Source organism: Paenalcaligenes sp. GW821-LYS-B07-1, assembly GCF_058803365.1.
In genome coordinates, this window is record NZ_CM179516.1 from 888,192 (window position 1) to 906,178 (window position 17,987).

The 17,987-nt window shown below is 48.0% G+C and carries 14 protein-coding genes; 7 read left to right on the forward strand and 7 right to left on the reverse strand.

Annotated features, from left to right (window positions below; translation table 11 throughout):
• The 7 genes from AC3QL0_RS04210 to AC3QL0_RS04240 all read right to left on the reverse strand — a co-directional run bounded on the left by AC3QL0_RS04210 (nt 1) and on the right by AC3QL0_RS04240 (nt 6,724).
• The gene (locus AC3QL0_RS04210) at nt 1-690 is read right to left on the reverse strand and encodes an acyl carrier protein (protein WP_493010220.1); all 690 of its coding nucleotides are present in this window, start codon (nt 688-690) and stop codon (nt 1-3) included.
• A 91-nt stretch (nt 691-781) separates the two neighbouring features.
• Nucleotides 782-1,411, reverse strand: a complete 630-nt coding sequence (locus AC3QL0_RS04215; RefSeq protein ID WP_493010221.1) for a fimbrial protein — start codon at nt 1,409-1,411, stop codon at nt 782-784.
• 476 nt (nt 1,412-1,887) lie between these two features.
• Nucleotides 1,888-4,416 (reverse strand): fimbria/pilus outer membrane usher protein, encoded by a 2,529-nt coding sequence (locus tag AC3QL0_RS04220; protein WP_493010222.1) that lies wholly within the window; start codon nt 4,414-4,416, stop codon nt 1,888-1,890.
• Between the two features lie 9 nt (nt 4,417-4,425).
• The gene (locus tag AC3QL0_RS04225) at nt 4,426-5,127 is read right to left on the reverse strand and encodes a fimbrial biogenesis chaperone (RefSeq protein WP_493010223.1); all 702 of its coding nucleotides are present in this window, start codon (nt 5,125-5,127) and stop codon (nt 4,426-4,428) included.
• 19 nt (nt 5,128-5,146) lie between these two features.
• Nucleotides 5,147-5,686, reverse strand: coding sequence for a fimbrial protein (locus tag AC3QL0_RS04230; protein WP_493010224.1), 540 nt, complete (start codon nt 5,684-5,686; stop codon nt 5,147-5,149).
• Nucleotides 5,687-5,743: 57 nt separating this feature from the next.
• Nucleotides 5,744-6,292 (reverse strand): fimbrial protein, encoded by a 549-nt coding sequence (locus AC3QL0_RS04235; protein ID WP_493010225.1) that lies wholly within the window; start codon nt 6,290-6,292, stop codon nt 5,744-5,746.
• 36 nt (nt 6,293-6,328) lie between these two features.
• Nucleotides 6,329-6,724 (reverse strand): hypothetical protein, encoded by a 396-nt coding sequence (locus tag AC3QL0_RS04240; RefSeq protein ID WP_493010226.1) that lies wholly within the window; start codon nt 6,722-6,724, stop codon nt 6,329-6,331.
• An 889-nt stretch (nt 6,725-7,613) separates the two neighbouring features.
• Here AC3QL0_RS04240 and AC3QL0_RS04245 point away from each other — a divergent pair.
• The 7 genes from AC3QL0_RS04245 (at nt 7,614) to AC3QL0_RS04275 (ending at nt 17,922) form a co-directional block, all read left to right on the forward strand.
• Nucleotides 7,614-8,861 (forward strand): MFS transporter, encoded by a 1,248-nt coding sequence (locus tag AC3QL0_RS04245; protein WP_493010227.1) that lies wholly within the window; start codon nt 7,614-7,616, stop codon nt 8,859-8,861.
• A gap of 46 nt (nt 8,862-8,907) precedes the next feature.
• A complete protein-coding gene (locus tag AC3QL0_RS04250) occupies nt 8,908-10,293 on the forward strand; it encodes a NarK family nitrate/nitrite MFS transporter (protein WP_493010228.1) in 1,386 nt (461 codons plus the stop codon).
• Between the two features lie 174 nt (nt 10,294-10,467).
• Complete coding sequence (locus AC3QL0_RS04255) at nt 10,468-14,208, forward strand: nitrate reductase subunit alpha (protein ID WP_493010229.1); 3,741 nt, start codon at nt 10,468-10,470, stop codon at nt 14,206-14,208.
• Entirely contained in the window at nt 14,205-15,833 is a 1,629-nt protein-coding gene (gene narH, locus AC3QL0_RS04260; protein ID WP_493010230.1) for a nitrate reductase subunit beta, read from the forward strand. Before AC3QL0_RS04255 ends, narH begins: the two co-directional genes overlap by 4 nt.
• Nucleotides 15,820-16,479, forward strand: coding sequence for a nitrate reductase molybdenum cofactor assembly chaperone (gene narJ, locus AC3QL0_RS04265; RefSeq protein ID WP_493010231.1), 660 nt, complete (start codon nt 15,820-15,822; stop codon nt 16,477-16,479). Before narH ends, narJ begins: the two co-directional genes overlap by 14 nt.
• Nucleotides 16,476-17,162, forward strand: a complete 687-nt coding sequence (gene narI / locus AC3QL0_RS04270; protein WP_493010232.1) for a respiratory nitrate reductase subunit gamma — start codon at nt 16,476-16,478, stop codon at nt 17,160-17,162. The genes narJ and narI overlap by 4 nt, the downstream gene beginning before the upstream one ends.
• 10 nt (nt 17,163-17,172) lie before the next feature.
• Nucleotides 17,173-17,922 (forward strand): peptidylprolyl isomerase, encoded by a 750-nt coding sequence (locus AC3QL0_RS04275; protein WP_493010233.1) that lies wholly within the window; start codon nt 17,173-17,175, stop codon nt 17,920-17,922.
• Nucleotides 17,923-17,987: the final 65 nt, after the last annotated feature.

Here is a 17,987-nt window from a genome sequence, read left to right on the forward strand (position 1 = left end):
TTATGAGTTAGAGGAAGGGGTCTTGGTAGCGCGACGTTTAGGGGTATTGGCAGTACCATCTGCTGCTTTTTTCGCTACCTTTCTGGTGCGTTTGGGTTTGTCTGGAGTATCACTGTCTGTTTTCTCTACCGGTGCACTAGCGGTTTTAGTCGCTTTTTTGGCTGCTTTCTTAGCTGCCTTCTTAGCTGCCTTCTTAGCTGCCTTCTTAGCTGCTTTTTTGGCTGTTTTGAGTGGTGCGGGGGCAGGCTCTGGTTTGTTGTTGGTTACTGCAGACGAAGAAGTATCCGTGGAGATTTCAGTATGCTCAGCAGAAGAAGGTTGTGGAGTCAGTTCAGCACTCTCTGTCGTAGAGGCGGCCTGTTCAGCGGCTTCTGTTTTTTCTTGTTCTTCTTTATTTAAGCGTGCGGCAACGTTGTAGGTATGATCTGCCAATTCCTCCAATGTTTTGGGGAAAAGTTCAGCCACCTCTTCTTGGGTACGGTATTCGGGGGGGAGCATATCATCTGTGGTGATATCAAAGCGCGCTTCAATACCCAACAGAATTTCCAACATGGCCAGTGAATCATAATGCTCAATGATTTCACTAAAAGGGGTGTCATTGAGCAGATCTTTTTCATCACAACGGCAAACTTCAGCAATAATTTTCGCTAAAGCTGCCCGCAGTTCGGGGCGCTCAGGAAGTGTAATCATGCCTATTCCTTGTTGAAACTATAGTTTGTAACAAGCATAGCAAGATCGCCGCAGGAGCGGCGATCTGAATGGTTACAAAGCGTATAGGGTGTTAGGGGTATGTCACATCTACGGTGACACGGGCAGAGACAGCGCCAGCGGTAACGGTAGGGGAGGTGCTGTAATAACTGGCTCTCATAGGAAGGCTCCAGTTAGTGCAGTTGGTGCCACAACTCCCATCATTAACTAGGCCAAGAGAGGGGCGTTGAGTTCCGCCCGCTAGGTCTGCTGGATAAGGTTGTAGAGAGGGGGGGGTATGCTCTAGCAGAATGCCCACCCCTGATGCTGGCGAGGTTGTAGCCAGGTTTCTTAATACGCCGGGAACACCGCTTGCGTCAGCTGCACCGTTGATAGTGACTCTAGGTTTGGCAGATACACCACTACAACGCATACGCATCAAAGGCACGTCTTTGTGGTTAAGTGCAGTACCTGAGCCAGTAAATCGCTCTGAGTCTACGGGGTCTAGCTCTACGTTAAGCACAGAAGCAGAGGTGAAGTAGCACGGTTCTGGTATAAACGTGATAGGAAAGAAAACGTTATACCGCAATAACGTTCCGGCCCCCCATCCGTCCACATCGGTATCAGCTACTAAACCACTAATAGACACAGATCGGTTTGCTGGCCACGTGTGAGAGAGTAAAATAAACTCGATGGTCATGGGGCCTGGAGGAGGGTACAGCATATATAACGACCGTCCATTTGGGACATTCGTCGTACCTCCCCCCCCGGAAGTAAAGATTATGCTAGCACTTTGACCCCAGCCAGGGTAAGAAACACGGTAGCCGATATTATCGTTGGGACTTTGACGGTAGACGTTCCAAATGCTGGTCGGTACACCCACAAGCTTAAAGTTTTCTCGTTTACCTGGAGGACAGTTTGCAAGAGCAATATAACGAGCAGCATCCCTTTCGCTCATGTTCTGTAAGTCAGGCAGCCCGTAGTGCGTGAATGTTTTTATTACAGAACCAATGGCAGCGTTACTGGGAACCTGAACTTGAGCTTCCCAGCCTACCCAGCTTCGAATATCTAATAACTGAGAGTCATAAGGAAGGTAGTTTGAACGACCGTTATTATAGTTACAGCCTGAAGGCTGTGCGAAAGCGGCTGCTGAATACAGCAGACTACTGCCTAAGATCAGCGCACCATAATAGGCAGGACTTATTCGCATGTGAGCTCCTTGTTTGAATCTTCTGTTGTATCTACTAACGTGGCAGGATCAATAGTGAATGAGCATTCTCTGGAGTCACCATTAGTACCCCAGCGAGCAGTGAGTTTTTGTATCTCAACCAAACCTGACATCCACAACCTACCTATAGGGCCAATAATGGCTTTACGCTCACCTTCTGCATCGTAAATCGCTGCACCAAAGGGAACGATCCTCCCTTGATATTTCAGAGTGAATAGCTCGGATCTACCGGCCTCTGTTTCAAAGGATGCAACAACAATCGCGCCTTTTGTTGGGACTACAGTCCGGTGGTTTTGTTGTACTGTGACGTTCTCGTTGTAATAGTCAGCCGACAAGGACACTTGGTTTTCTCGATATGGGCTCGCGTATGGAATCAATGCGCGGCCTGAACTATTGGTGCTAATCGTTGGGTGGCTTGCCAACTGCATGTTAGCGGCCCCAGGTGCATCTACAATGATCGCGGTGTCAGTCATATGCTGACCTAGCAGAATGCCACCTTGGTCTATAACCAAAGAGCCACTGACGCTGATCTGACTTTGCGTGTTTTTATGCGTGCGCGCCACACTTGCAGAAACCTCACCAATAGAGTTCCTGTAGCTGCTGCTCAGGTAGTAGTTGTTACCTGTAGAGCTATCATCTTTAGAGCGACCAGCACGTACGCTGTAGGTTAAGGCGTTATTTTCTAAGACCGAACCCGACAACGTAGCGTCATGTGAGTAATTACCACCTGTTTGTCGTGAGTAACTGTACCCAACATAGGAGTTTGTACCTTCCAGAGGAATGCTGACGTTCAACATCACACTGTTATTGCGACGCTGCCAGGCGGAACTGACAGAGTTGAAAGAGATGTAGTAGCTAACAGGACCAATACTGTTACCGTAACCAATATTAAAGGAGTTTGAGGCACTCACATTGTTACGAAACTGGATCTTGGAGTAAGAGGCTGAAATAGAGCCATACTCACCCAAGTTTTGGGTAATAGATGCTTGATACTCGTGCGACTTGTTCCACAACCTACTGCTTTGATAGAACTCCTCAGCACTGGTAGGGTTTTGTGGGTCAAAAATCTGAGACTTAGACAGGATTTGGCTTAAATCTCTATAGTTTTCAGAGCTATAACGGTAACCAAACAGACGTAAGTTTGTACCCGTGGTTTGTAAGTTTTTAGCGTACTGTACACGCATGGCATAACCACTAAGCCGCTCACCATCTTGGTCTTTAGCGGTAGAGTGGATAAGGTCAGCAGACAGACCACCCCAGTCACTCAGGTTTAAGGCAATACCTAGCGAGTTAGCAAAGTAGTTCTTTGAAATCATGGTGCCCCCATAAAGGGTGACACCAGCTGGCAAACCATGGGCGAACGTCGCTTGCGCAACAATAGGTTCTTCTGTATCACTACTGTAAGCACGGTACTTACCTACAGAAGCACTGTACTGCCAACGCCCTTCACGTAGCATAGAGGGCAAAATGGAGTACGGCTGTATATAGCGCACAATGTTGCCGTTGGTTTCTTCAATCTCTACTTCTAAGTCACCCCCCCCTGGAATGGCGTACAGGTCATTAATGACAAATGGACCTGGTGCCACCATAGTGGTGTACATCACATTACCGTTTTGGCGGATAGTGACTTTAGCTGTAGAGTTAGCAAAACCCTCTACAGTAGGAGCATAACCTTGCTCGCTATTGGCAAGCATACTGTCATCAGACTCAAGTTTTACACCGCGTATACGCGTGGACGTAAACGTGGTACTTGAGGTTGTGCTATCACCAAAACGGATACGACTACGCCAGTGGGGAATATCCCGCTCTACATAGTTCTCGTTAAAGTTCCAGTGTTGTTCGCCGTCTGTACGATACAGGCTACCATTAGAACGAAAACGCCATGCACCAATGTTAAAACCAGCTTGCAAGCCAAAAAAGGTTGAATTGTTGTTTTGTTTGTTGGCGTTGTTGTCTTTAAAGGTACCGCGAAAGTGTGACAACTGATAGGTTGCCCACAGACTAGTTTCACCATCATTCCACAAAGACATAGGAACCGAGCCACGCGCCACACTATCCAACGCGATTTGCGGAATAGAAAGTGTGAGCGTCGCTGTACGAGCGTCAAAGTTGTAGGTGGCCGACGGTAGTACGCTGAGATCTACACAGGTTTCGTTATCTTGAGTCTCATGCTCTGGAAACGTGACGGTTTTAATGCCTATTGCTTGCAACAAGGGCAATGTAAAGCACGGTGTGGCATCTTTATTTTCTTGTTCATTAGGGATGAACGTAACTGTGTGCTCGCCAAAGTTACGTTGGTTGACAATTATTTTGACTTGTTGTGGCCCGGGTAATACTTTGTTTGAATGACTAAAAATGGATAAGTCTGTAGGCAACTCTTGGTTACCTGGTCGAAACAAAAAACCACTGTCAAAAAACTCCCCGTCATCGGCCTGTACAGCAAAAGAGCTAGTAAACAATAAGCCAGCGCAAGTAAGATGAATCGCGATAGTTTTTTTCATGGTGTATTCTTATTTTAGTTCTACTACTGGCAGAGGAATAAATGCACCATAGTCATTCACAATATTGGCTTGTAGCTGTCCAGTAGTAGGGCAGCTTTTCAAATCAACGGTTTGCTGGCTAAAAGGGGTAGAGATATATCCCTTGCCAAATTCTGTGTTTTTGTTGTCAATCAAAATGTCTGAGAAATTGACATTAAATGCAGAGCTATTGCCAATACTCAATTGGCAAGTATTACCATTTCTAATCAGCGCCCAGTTTAGAGTTTTCTCTACTTCGGTTGGTGAACCAATACCTGTTGGTCGGTAGAAGATTTTTATTCTTGTTCTAATGGCTAATGTTAGGTTGTTGGAATCCTCTTTTTCTGACTTTGGGATTTCCATTACGTTAAGCCAGAAATAAGATTCTCTATCGCTAGGAAGTTCGCCATCAATTTTTCTTATACTTAAAGAAAAATCGCTGTTACCTTCTAGTCGGCTTAATGGAGGCGTAACGAAGAAAGGGGTTTCCATTTCTTCATTTGGGCCTTCAACCCAATTCTGAATAACAAAAGGTTCAGAGGAGACGTTTTTAGCGACTACCGAGCCAGAGTTTTTAGATCCTTCGATCACTACTCTTGTATTGCTCAGTTGGATAGCAGCGATGCTTTGCATGCTGAATAAAGTAGTGGCTGCCAGCGCACAAAATTTTAAAATGTTCTTTTTTTCAATCATCTTCTTTCCTATAGAACAGCTATATGTAACTGACAGTGAATGTGGCTTGTGCAGCAATTAAGCCTGGGCTCAAGGTATCCCAGTTGTTTCCAGTAGAGACTAAAAAAGCATCAAACATTAGTCTGTTATTACCGTTGCTCAGGGGGTAATTAAACATTTCTTGATTATTAAATCTAATGTTTCTGCCTTCCGAGTCTTTTACGATGATAGCGACGCCTTTAGCGTGATTCACCGACTCAACGGGTGCTATCTGGTAGCCGCCTGAGTTAGTGACGGTATTAGCATTGAATTTAAATAAAGCAGTGCGATATGTTTGGGTATTGCAGTTGACCAGCGTGATATCAAAAGGGATACCTGTAGTAAACCCTTCGGTACGCAGTACGCTGGCGTCTACCTCTCCAAAACTCACTGCCCTACCGTTGTTTACCGTTACCGCGCTACACGTAGGAGCGCGTACGCTACCGGTAATGTTGATGGTGGTCCGGTCAGCAGCATATGCTGATGTACTCGACAGGCAGACAGTAAGCACAGCAGCATAGGTTGATAAGAGTTTTGTCATAGTAGTAAGCGGTACTACCGCACCGACGGAGCCGGCGCGGCAGTAGCGTGCTAAAAGTTAAACGTAAGTCACTACGAAAGTAGCGTTAGCTTTTGCTTCACCGGCAGTAACATCGTCAGGATCTGCAGCATTCATTTCATAGAAAGCTTTCAGGTACATAGTGTTGTTACCTTTAACGAAGTTAAACTTCAAGTCAGAACCGTCAAACTTCACACGTTCAGCAGCAGCTGCTGGGTTAGTACCAGTAGTCATACCAACTGCTACGCCTTTAGCTGTAGAAGGCAGACCAGAGTTTTGCAAGCGCAACAGTGTTGGGTCTCCGTCTTCAGTGCCTTTAAATACGAAGGTAGCAACACCGTCTTTCTCGCAGCCTGTCAGAGTGATTTCCAGGTCAGCCAAGTCTGTGTAGGTGTTACCGTTCGTTGTAAAGTGGTTGGTGGACCATGTACCCATCGTTACAACGATGTTGGAAGACTTGGATGCCAATGAGCAAGTTTCGTTAGTGATTTTGCCATCGAACTGGATTTTACCTTCTGCTGCAACAGCAAAAGCGGAAGGCAACATCATTGCAGATGCGAGGGCGATAGTCAGAGCATGTTTTTTCATTTTGAGTTTCCTAAGTTAAATAAGGGTAAACGTCTCTCAACGTTTATTTACTGCTACGACTTGCTTGTCTTTTTGAGTAGTTCCAAGCAATTTCAGATTTCCTAGAGACCAGGAAATAGGGTTAAAAATGATATGCCTAAACAAAAATCCCTTTATATGTAGATTCTTACGCATACCTTTTTTGAATTTAAGATCTTCTATCAGCCATTTGGCTGGAGTAGAAGCTATTTTCTCGAATAAAGAGCTTTTCTTAATTAAAGCCAGAACAGGTTTTGACCAAATACTATATCCAGTTTGTATGGTTTCTGATGTCTCCCTTTGAAAGTGGCTAGAATCAATAATCCAATCTTCAGGTGAAATAATATTTCTTGAGGTCAGGTGCTTACATATTGATTTTGTTCTGTCTTGCTGTAGCCATAAGTAGGAATTCATAGTTTGACCTTTACTGTATTTGTTCGTGTTTCTTATGGTGGATTTTGCATTTCCGTTGCCGGAGATTTGTTCTTTTTGTGTTTCATCTGTTTGACGCTATTGTGTATGAGGGGCAGGCCTTTTTTGTGTTCTAAAGGTTTAAGGTTGTATCGGAAGGTAATTTGTGAGGAACTTTTGTATTACTTTCCACACCTTGCACAGGAGCGAATGTGTAACCGCCTAAGTGTTAATAATTGTTTAGCGTGTGGTGAATTACAGGATGATGTGTTTTGGCAACAGGGTTGTGGTGCAAAAAACTACACATATGAGCTTAAAAATAGTTTCTTTATGGGTAGTGTGAAAAATTCCAATCTATTGAAAACAAAGAGGAAAATTGGAATCATTCTCAATGAGCACAAAGGTTGCTGTTATGCGGCTAGATGCTTGTACGTATAGCGCTAGAAGGGATGTTTTGTAGTGGGTTCACCTATGTGATGTGCATGACCAGATATAACGCTTTCATCTGTGAAATAGCCCCTAACTACGGCGAAAAAACCTACTTTCAGAGCTTAAGAGCCAATGTTTTCAAGGTTTTAAATGGTAGCAACGGATTGTAAATTTTCAGAAAGAGCACGACTTTGCACGCCATAATCGTGACTAAAACAAGTTTCACTATAAAAATGACGCAGCAAAAATAAGCAGTTCTAGTGAGTAAGGCTGGGTGTTGATGTGCACCAATTAGTAGCGCCTCATTATGTTGTTTGTGTTTTTGCCGGAGTTAGCAGGGCGACTAGTTCTAAATAACTAGTTCTTCTGCTTGGCTTTGCCTGCTCGCCAGAGGAATGGTGCAGAACAAGACCGTTAGCTACGCTTGAGTTGATGTGAATGGTTGCTCTTGGAGGGCATACGTATGAGCACACACTCTGGAAAAGCGGTTTCTGTTTTAGCGGGTAGTACCTTTGCATTCACCATCTGTTTTGCCGTGTGGATGATGTTTGCTGTGTTGGGCATTCCCATTCGAAAACAACTGGGTTTGACTGAAACTCAGTTTGGTTTGTTGGCATCTATGCCTGTACTTACCGGCTCATTAGTCAGGGTGCCCTTAGGCATTTGGACAGACAAGTACGGTGGCCGTATTGTGTTTTTCTGTACGATGCTAGTGGCCGTAATCCCTATTTGGCTTATGTCGTTCGCCACACAGTACTGGCAATTCCTAGTATTAGCATTGTTTGTAGGCTTGGTGGGCGGCGTGTTTTCAGTAGGTACACCCTATGTGGCCCGTTGGTTCCCTAAAAACCGCCAAGGTTTGGCGATGGGGATCTTTGGTGCCGGTAACTCGGGTGCGGCACTCACCAAGTTTGTAGCTCCGGCGTTAATGATTGCTGCGGGCGGCATGTGGACCATCATTCCACAGGTGTATTCCATTGCGTTGTTGGTCACAGCCGGAATTTTCTGGTTATTGACGTCTACTGACCCCAGCCACAAGCAATCCAGCCAAACCACGAGCTTGTCTGCTCAGTTAGCTATGTTGCGCGACCCTAGAGTATGGCGCTACTGCCAATACTATTCAGTGGTGTTCGGCGGGTATGTGGCGTTGTCATTGTGGATGACTCAATACTACATAGGCGAATACGGTTTTAGCCTGAAAACGGCAGCGTTTTTAGCCGCCTGTTTCTCCTTGCCTGGCGGTGTGTTGCGCGCCGTGGGTGGTTGGGTGTCCGACAAATTTGGCGCGTATCGCACTACATGGTGGGTGATGTGGGTGTGCTGGGTGGCCTTCTTCCTTCTTAGCTATCCCGATACGGATTTCACTATTCGTACTGTGGATGGACCTCAAAGTTTCCATATTGCACTAGGCCCTGTGGTGTTCACCGTCTTGATGTTTGTGGTGGGTATAGCCATGGCGATTGGTAAAGCCTCAGTGTTTAAGTTCATTTCAGATGAGTTTGATCAGAACATTGGTGCTGTATCCGGTTTGGTCGGGTTAGCCGGAGGTCTGGGTGGTTTTGTGCTGCCTATCTTATTTGGTCTGTTGTTGGATTTGACCGGCGTACGCTCTAGCTGCTTCATGTTGTTGTATGGCGCGGTGTGTGTGTCGTTGATCTGGATGCATTTCAGCTTCAGAGCACCGAAAGAAAAAGCAATGGCTAAAGCCTAGTGCTATCACCCAAGCACAGTCAGAGTTACTACATAAGGAACACGTCATGGGCGAGTATGTTTTAAAACGCTGGACGCCGGAAGATGAAGCATTTTGGAAAAGTACCGGCCATCGTATAGCGCGCCGCAATTTGTGGATTTCTATTCCCGCATTGATGTTCTCTTTCAGCATTTGGATGCTATGGAGCATTGTGGCGGTGAACTTGAACAAAGCGGGTTTTGATTTCTCGGCTAATCAGCTGTTTTGGTTGACGTCGTTGCCCGCTTTGTCAGGTGCCACGCTGCGTATTTTCTATTCTTTTATGGTGCCTATTTTTGGTGGTAGACGCTGGACAGCGATTTCCACTGCTCTGTTGCTGATCCCCGCCTTGGGGATGGGTTTTGCGTTGCAAGATCCCGATACCCCATACACCACCTTAATGATTCTGGCGCTGTTGTGTGGTTTTGGTGGCGGTAACTTTAGCTCCAGCATGGCAAACATCAGCTTCTTCTTTCCTAAATCTCACAAAGGCATGGCTACAGGCTTGAATGCCGGTATTGGGAACTTGGGTGTGTCGCTGGCGCAATTTATCGTGCCTTTCGTGATTAGCGTGGGGATGTTTGGCGCATTGGCGGGGCCACCGCAAATGGTAGTAGATGCCAATGCACCGCAAGCCGTGTGGTTACAGAATGCGGGCTTTATTTGGGTGCCTTTTATTGCGATATCCGCGATAGCAGCTTGGTTCGGTATGAATGATATTGCCGATGCTAAGGCGTCATTCAGAGAACAAGCGGTTGTGTTCAAGCGTAAGCATAACTGGCTGATGTGCTGGTTATACGTAGGTACCTTTGGGTCATTTATTGGTTTCTCAGCCGGTTTTGCCATGTTGGCGAAGTTGCTGTTCCCTGAGTACAACCCCGTTGCCTATGCTTTCTTAGGCCCACTAGTAGGTTCGTTAACTCGCTCTGCTGGTGGTTGGGTGTCGGACAAAGTAGGGGGAGCCAAGGTCACGCTCTATACCTTTAGCTTGATGACACTGTGTGTGATTGCCCTGCTATTTGTGATTCCTGCTGAAGGTCAAAGCGGCAATTTTTATGTGTTCTTGTCGCTGTTCATTTTACTGTTTGCCTTGTCTGGTGTGGGTAATGGATCCACGTTTCGCATGATTCCCATCATTTTCATGACAGAGCGTCTACGTGAGGCAGAGGGCAAAGGCGAGGAAGCGCATAAACGTGCTTTGATCGACGCAGGTAAAGAGTCTGCCGCGGTACTGGGTTTCACCGGTGCGATTGGTGCGTATGGCGGGTTTTTCATTCCTAGAAGTTTTGGTACCTCCATCAGTATGACCGGTGGAGTGAGTGCAGCGCTGTGGTGTTTTGTAGGCTTCTATTTGAGTTGTGTGTTGCTGACTTGGTGGTTTTACGCCAGACGCAATGCCGCAATGCCGTGTTAGGTCACTAGTTCTAAAGGAGTAGTTCTATGGCATTAGAACTACTCCTTTTGCGGTAGGAAATTACCCCGCGTGGCGAATGGTTAGCAACGCAGAACTTTTCTACAGTAGTACGTAATCTCCATTCTTTTACGTCAGTCCAGTAGGCAGTGTGGGCTGAACAATGAGGACAACAGTATGAGTCATTTTCTCGATAGGCTGAAATTCGTTTCTCGTGTGAAGTCTACGTATGCAGATGGGCACGGCGAGGTGGTTAATGAAGACCGGCAGTGGGAAAACACCTACCGGGCTCGTTGGCAGCACGACAAAATCGTACGCTCCACGCACGGAGTGAACTGTACAGGTTCCTGTTCTTGGAAGGTCTATGTCAAGAACGGTTTGATCACCTGGGAAACTCAACAAACCGATTACCCACGTACGCGTGCTGACTTACCGAATCACGAGCCTAGGGGTTGCCCGCGTGGTGCCTCATACAGTTGGTACGTGTATTCTGCTCAACGGGTGAAATACCCCTTGATGCGCGGCACGCTGATGGAAATGTGGCGTGAAGCCAGACAAACACTGGACCCTATAGCTGCTTGGGAATCCATTAGCCAAGACCCAGAAAAAGCACGCCGCTATAAAGCCGTTCGGGGCTTGGGTGGTTTTGTACGTGCAGATTGGGATACGGCAACAGAGATCATTGCTGCGGCTAATGCGTACACCATCAAAAAATTTGGTCCAGATCGCTTGATAGGTTTCTCGCCTATTCCTGCGATGAGTATGGTGAGCTACGCTGCTGGCGCGCGTTACCTGAGTTTGCTGGGCGGTACCTGTTTGAGCTTCTACGACTGGTATTGCGATTTGCCGCCAGCCAGCCCACAAGTCTGGGGCGAACAAACTGACGTGGCCGAATCGGCCGATTGGTATAACGCCAACTACCTGATTGTGTGGGGTTCTAACGTACCGCAAACACGTACTCCCGATGCTCACTTCTACACGGAAGTTCGCTACAAAGGTACCAAAACGGTGGCGGTTTCCAGTGACTACGGCGAAATGGTGAAGTTCGGCGATATCTGGCTGTCACCACGACAAGGTACGGACGCCGCATTGGCATTGGCCATGGGCCACGTGATCTTGTCTGAGTTCCACCGCCCCGATAAGTCTGAGTACTTCAGCAACTACATAAAGCAGTACACCGATATGCCTATGTTGGTGATGCTGGAATCGCGTGATGGCATGTTGCACCCTGGTCATTTCTTGCGTGCATCGCATCTGGATAACGCCTTAGGTCAAGTGAATAACCCTGAGTGGAAAACACTGCTAATCGATGAAACCACTGGCGAATTGGTAGTGCCTAACGGTTCTATTGGGCTGCGTTGGGGCGAAGGTGAGCACGAGCAAGGGCACGTAGGTCACTGGAACCTAGAAATGCGTGATGCCAGCACGGGCCGTGAAGTGTCACCACAGCTTAGTTTAGTGAAGCAGCACGATGAAGCCGTAGAAGTGGCTTTCCCGTACTTTGGTGGCGAGCACGACGAGGTGTTGCTGCGCCGCGTACCGGTTAAACGCTTAATAGGTGCTGATGGTAATCCTATTTTGGTGGCTACCGTCTATGACTTGCAGATGGCTAACTATGGGGTCGACATGGGCTTGGGTGGTCCTAATGTGGCCAGCAGCTACGACGACGATGTGCCGTACACCCCAGCTTGGCAAGAAAAACACACCACCGTGCCGCGTCAGCAAGTTATACAAGTTGCGCGCGAGTTTGCACAAAATGCCCATGATACTAAAGGGCGTTCCATGGTGATTGTGGGTGCTGGTTTGAACCACTGGTACCACATGGACATGACCTACCGCGCCATTATCAACATGTTGGTGATGTGTGGTTGCGTGGGCCAAAGCGGTGGCGGTTGGGCTCACTATGTGGGTCAAGAAAAACTGCGTCCACAGTTTGGTTGGGCACCATTGGCCTTTGGTTTGGACTGGTCCAGACCACCACGCCAAATGAACGGTACGTCCTTCTTCTACGCTCATACCGGTCAGTGGCGTCACGAAAAATTGGCCGTGGACGAAGTATTGTCGCCTACTGCTCAAACCTCGCGTTACGCGGGTATGAGCATGATAGACATGAATGCCAAGTCTGAACGCATGGGCTGGTTGCCGTCGGCACCACAGCTGGAAACCAACCCGTTAAATGTTGTGGCAGAGGCACGAGCCAAGGGTGAAGACCCCGTTGCTTACGCCGCGCAGGCCTTGAAAAAAGGCACCTTGCGCATGAGCTGCGAAGATCCTGATCTGCCTGCTAACTTCCCACGCAACATGTTTATTTGGCGTTCTAACTTGCTGGGTTCCAGCGGTAAAGGCCATGAGTACATGTTGAAGTACTTGTTGGGTACACAGAACGCGGTATTCAGTGAAGAAAAAGACGGCATACGTCCGTTGGAAGTAGCCTACCGTGATGAAGAGCACGAAGGTAAGTTGGACTTGTTGACGGTGTTGGACTTCCGTATGAGCACCACCTGTTTGTACGGCGATATCGTGCTGCCTACCGCAACATGGTACGAGAAAGACGACCTGAATACCTCCGACATGCACCCCTTCATCCACCCACTGAGCGAAGCGGTACAGCCGCTGTGGGAAAGCAAAACCGACTGGGAAATCTACAAGCTGTTAGCCAAGCGCTTTAGCGAAATTGGTGGCGACTACTTGGGCGAACAAGAAGACTTGGTACTGAGTCCTCTGATGCACGACACCCCCGGGGAATTGGGCCAAGCGTTGGAGCCTAAAGACTGGAAATACGGTGAATGTGATTTGATCCCCGGTAAAACCGCACCATCCATGATGGTAGTGAAACGGGATTACCGCGACATTTATCGCAAGTTCACGTCTATAGGCCCGCTGTTAGACAAACTGGGTAACGGCGGTAAAGGGATTAACTGGAATACCGAGCATGAAATCACAGAACTGGGTGCATTGAACCAGTGTGTATTGGAAGCCGGTGTCAGCCAAGGTCGTCCTCAGCTCGATACCGCGATTGATGCGGCCGAAATGATTCTGACCTTAGCGCCTGAAACCAACGGCCATGTGTCGGTGAAAGCATGGGAAGCATTAGAGCGAATTACTGGGCGTGAACACAAGCATTTAGCGCAGGGTAGATCGCACGAGAAAATCCGTTTCCGCGATATTCAAGCACAACCTCGCAAGATTATTTCTGCGCCAACATGGTCGGGTCTGGAAAGCGAAGAGGTGAGCTACAACGCGGGTTATACCAACGTACACGAGCTGATTCCTTGGCGAACGCTGACAGGTAGACAGCAGCTGTATCAAGACCACCGTTGGATGCTGGATTTTGGTGAAGGCTTCTGTGTGTACCGTCCTGCTGTAGACACCAAAACCGTACAGCCTATGTTCAAGGCTCACGGTAAAGGTAAAGACGACTTGGTGTTGAACTGGGTGACACCTCACCAGAAATGGGGGATTCACAGTACCTATTCCGACAACCTGCGTATGTTGACCTTAAGCCGTGGTGGCCCACACGTGTGGATTGCCGAAAGCGAAGCGAAACGTGCTGGCTTGGTGGATAACGACTGGGTAGAGGTCTTTAACGTCAACGGTGTGGTGACAGCAAGGTTGGTAGTGAGTCAGCGTATTCCTGCTGGTGTGTGTTTCATGTATCACGCTCAGGAAAAAATCGTGAACGTGCCGGGCTCCCAACTGAGCGGCAAACGTGGAGGTATTCACAATTCGGTGACACGTACTGTACTGAAACCTACGCACATGATTGGTGGCTATGCACAGCAAGCTTACGGCTTTAACTACTACGGTACGGTGGGTAGTAACCGTGATGAGTTTGTGGTGCTACGTAAGCTGGATAAAGTGGATTGGATGGAGGAGCCGCTCAGTCTGGATAGTATTCGTAAAGGAGTTCATCAATGAAGATTCGTGCACAGATAGGCATGGTATTGAATCTGGACAAGTGTATTGGTTGTCACACTTGCTCGGTGACCTGTAAGAATGTCTGGACCAGTAGGGACGGTGTGGAATATGCCTGGTTCAATAACGTAGAAACCAAACCTGGTGTGGGTTATCCCAAAGAATGGGAAAACCAGAAGAAATGGAAAGGTGGTTGGGTGCGAGATGCTAAAGGGCGTCTTAAACCCAGACAAGGTAGTAAATTGCGCATCTTGGCAAATATTTTTGCCAACCCCAACTTGCCACAAATTGATGACTATTACGAACCATTTACCTATGACTATCAGCATTTACAAAATGCACCCTTAAGTCGTACTCCGCCTACCGCACGGCCTGTGTCGGTGCTGACGGGGCAAAAAATGGAAAAAATCACCTGGGGTCCAAACTGGGAAGATGACTTGGGCGGCGAGTTTGCTGCACGTAGTCGTGATCAGTTATTTGAAAACGTGCAAAAAGATATGTATGCCACGTTTGAAAATACATTCATGATGTATTTACCTCGGTTGTGTGAGCACTGCTTGAACCCTACTTGTGTAGCTAGCTGTCCATCTGGCTCTATCTATAAGCGCGAAGATGATGGCATTGTGCTGGTGGATCAAGACAAATGCCGAGGCTGGCGTATGTGTATCTCGGGTTGCCCGTACAAAAAGGTGTATTACAACTGGCAAAGCGGCAAAGCGGAAAAATGTACCTTCTGCTATCCACGTATTGAAGCCGGTCAGCCTACCGTATGTTCGGAAACCTGTGTGGGACGTATACGCTACTTGGGCGTGATGCTGTATGACTCCGACAAAATAGCAGAAGCTGCCTCTACGGCTGACGAGCAAGATTTGTACGAGTCCCAATTAGACCTTTTCTTGGATCCTAATGACCCAGAAGTGATTGCCAAAGCCCGCGAGCAAGGCATTCCTGAAGGGTGGTTACAAGCGGCGAAGCAGTCGCCTGTGTACAAAATGGCTTGTCAGTGGAAAGTAGCTTTCCCATTGCACCCTGAGTACCGTACGTTGCCGATGGTGTGGTACATACCGCCATTGTCTCCCATTCAGTCTGCCGCTGAATCTGGCCAAATGCCGCATGCCACTATTGGTGCTGCCAGCATGATTCCAGACGTAGATAGCTTGCGTATTCCAGTACGTTATCTGGCGAACTTGTTAACAGCCGGTAAGGAAGAGCCCATTACATTGGCGCTGAAACGTATGTTGGCCATGCGTGCCTACAAACGTTCTGAAGTGGTGCACAAACAGCCAGATCACGAGGTGATTTCAGCTGTGGGTCTGGATGCTGAAACCATCGAAGACATGTACCAAATCATGGCAATTGCCAATTACGAAGACCGGTTCGTCATCCCGTCATCGCACAAAGAGATGGTGGAAGACAGCTTCGATGATCAAGGTAGTTGTGGTTTCACCTTTGGTAATGGTTGCAGTGGTGGGGTCACAGAAACCACCTTGTTTGGACGACCACGCCAACGAGCGGATAAACCTAAAGGCCCAGCAACAGGGGAGCGTGCTCCTACTGTGGTTGCTAGGGAAGTACGCAGAAAACCTGCGGCACAGAACTCTGGGGAGGATAAACATGCTGCTGTATAAAGTGCTCTCATCCTTATTGGATTACCCAGATCAAGAGTTGTTGGAAGCGCTACCCGAAGTGCGCGAAGCCTTAAGTGATTATCCCGAAGCGCTACAACAGCTCACGCCATTACTGGATTTTCTATCCTCAACATCGTTGATTGCTGTGCAAGAAAACTATGTGGCTACCTTTGATAGAAATCCGGCTCACTCCTTGCACTTGTTTGAACACGTGCACGGCGAAAGCCGCGACCGAGGGCAAGCCATGGTGGACTTGCTCAACGAATACCAGCAACACGGTTTCGACCTGGTTTCGGCAGAGCTACCCGATTATGTGCCTTTGTTCTTAGAGTTTTTAAGCTTACAAAGCCCTGAGGAGTCCCAAGAATTACTGGATCAAGCCATTCATGTGTTGGCCGCAATAGGCACAAGGTTGGCGAATAACCAAAGCCCTTACGCCACGATTTTTTCCGTACTGCGTACCCGTACTGCTGTGCAACCTGAAGAACAGGAAATGCCGCCTATACGCGACATGGACGAAGCGTTGGAAATGTTCGGGGTGGGTAATGATGGTGCCGAGCCTTTATTGCACGGTAACTTCGGGGGCGAACAGGTGGTGCGCTTTCATCCCAGAACGGTACAAAGATCAACTGGAGAATCAGCATGAGTAGCCTGAATCAGTTCTTATTCGGTGTGTATCCTTATGTGGCGCTGACGATCTTCTTTTTGGGAAGCTTGGTGCGTTTTGAACGTGAGCAATACACATGGAAAAGTGATAGCTCACAACTGCTGTATCACGGCTCCCTACGTCTAGGGAACATTCTGTTCCACATTGGGATTATCGGTTTGTTCTTTGGCCACTTGGTGGGCTTGCTAACACCCGTCGCCGTTTGGGATTTCCTGGGTATTTCGCACGGGACTAAACAGGTATTTGCGATGGCCGCGGGCGGCATCATGGGGCTGATGTGTTTGGCCGGCCTATTGATACTGCTTTACCGTCGTTTGACCAACCCGCGTATTGCTGCCACTACGCGTGTAGGCGATAAGGTGCTGCTGGTGTGGTTGCTGATCACACTGTTGCTGGGCTTAAGCACAATTTTTGTCTCCATGCAGCATTTGGACGGCGAAGAAATGGTGCTGTTGATGTCATGGGCACAGCATATTGTGACCTTCAGAACAGGTGCCGCTGGTTTCATTATGAACGCCTCATGGGTATTTAAAGCGCACTTGTTTATGGGCATGACCTTGTTTGTGATTTTCCCCTTCACACGGTTGGTTCACGTATGGAGTGGCTTCGCTTCAGTGTTCTACTTGGGGCGTGCGTGGCAGTTAGTGCGTCCACGCCGTTAAGGAGACGTTCATGGGAGTCAAAGTAAACGGTATTGAGTTAACAGACGCTGAAATTGAGCAAGAACTAACCTACCACCAAGATACAGAAAACCCGTTAGAAATGGCCTTAAATACTTTGGTGGTACGACGTTTGTTGTTGGATGAAGCAAACCGTTTAGGTGTGTATGCCGAGACTGACGAGCAAGTGATTGATGCTTTGCTCGCTAAAGAAGTGAGTTTGCCGCAACCTGATGAAGATACCTGCAGACGCCACTATCAACAGCACCCTGAACATTTCACCGTGGGCGAGTGCTTGGAAGCCGAGCATATCTTATTTCAGGTAACGCCTGATGTAGATTTGCAAAGCCTGCGTCAGCGCGCCCAAGATGTATTGGATGAAGTGTTGCGTGACCCAGCACAACTTCCTGTACTGGCGAAGCAGTTTTCTAACTGCAGTTCGGCAGCGGTAGGGGGTAGCTTAGGGCAGTTGTCACGAGGGCAAACTGTGGCTGAGTTTGAACGTGTAGTCTTTGCGATGCCTGAGGGCCAAGTTTTACCCCGTCTACTAGAAACGCGACACGGCCTACATGTGGTAAGGGTGTTACGGCGAGCAGAGGGGAAGGTGCTACCGTATGAAAAAGTCTGTGACAGCATACGCGACGCCTTGCGCTCGGCGAATCAAGACATAGCATGGCGGCAGTTTCTACAACGCTTAGCGGGTCAGGCTCGCATAGAAGGGTTGGAGCATTTTGTAGCAGCAGATAGCCCATTAATGCAGTAGTGCGAGGTAAAGGTGAAGCAACGCGGCAGTGTGGCCATCGGTGTAAGCTGTAGGCATCATCCTTT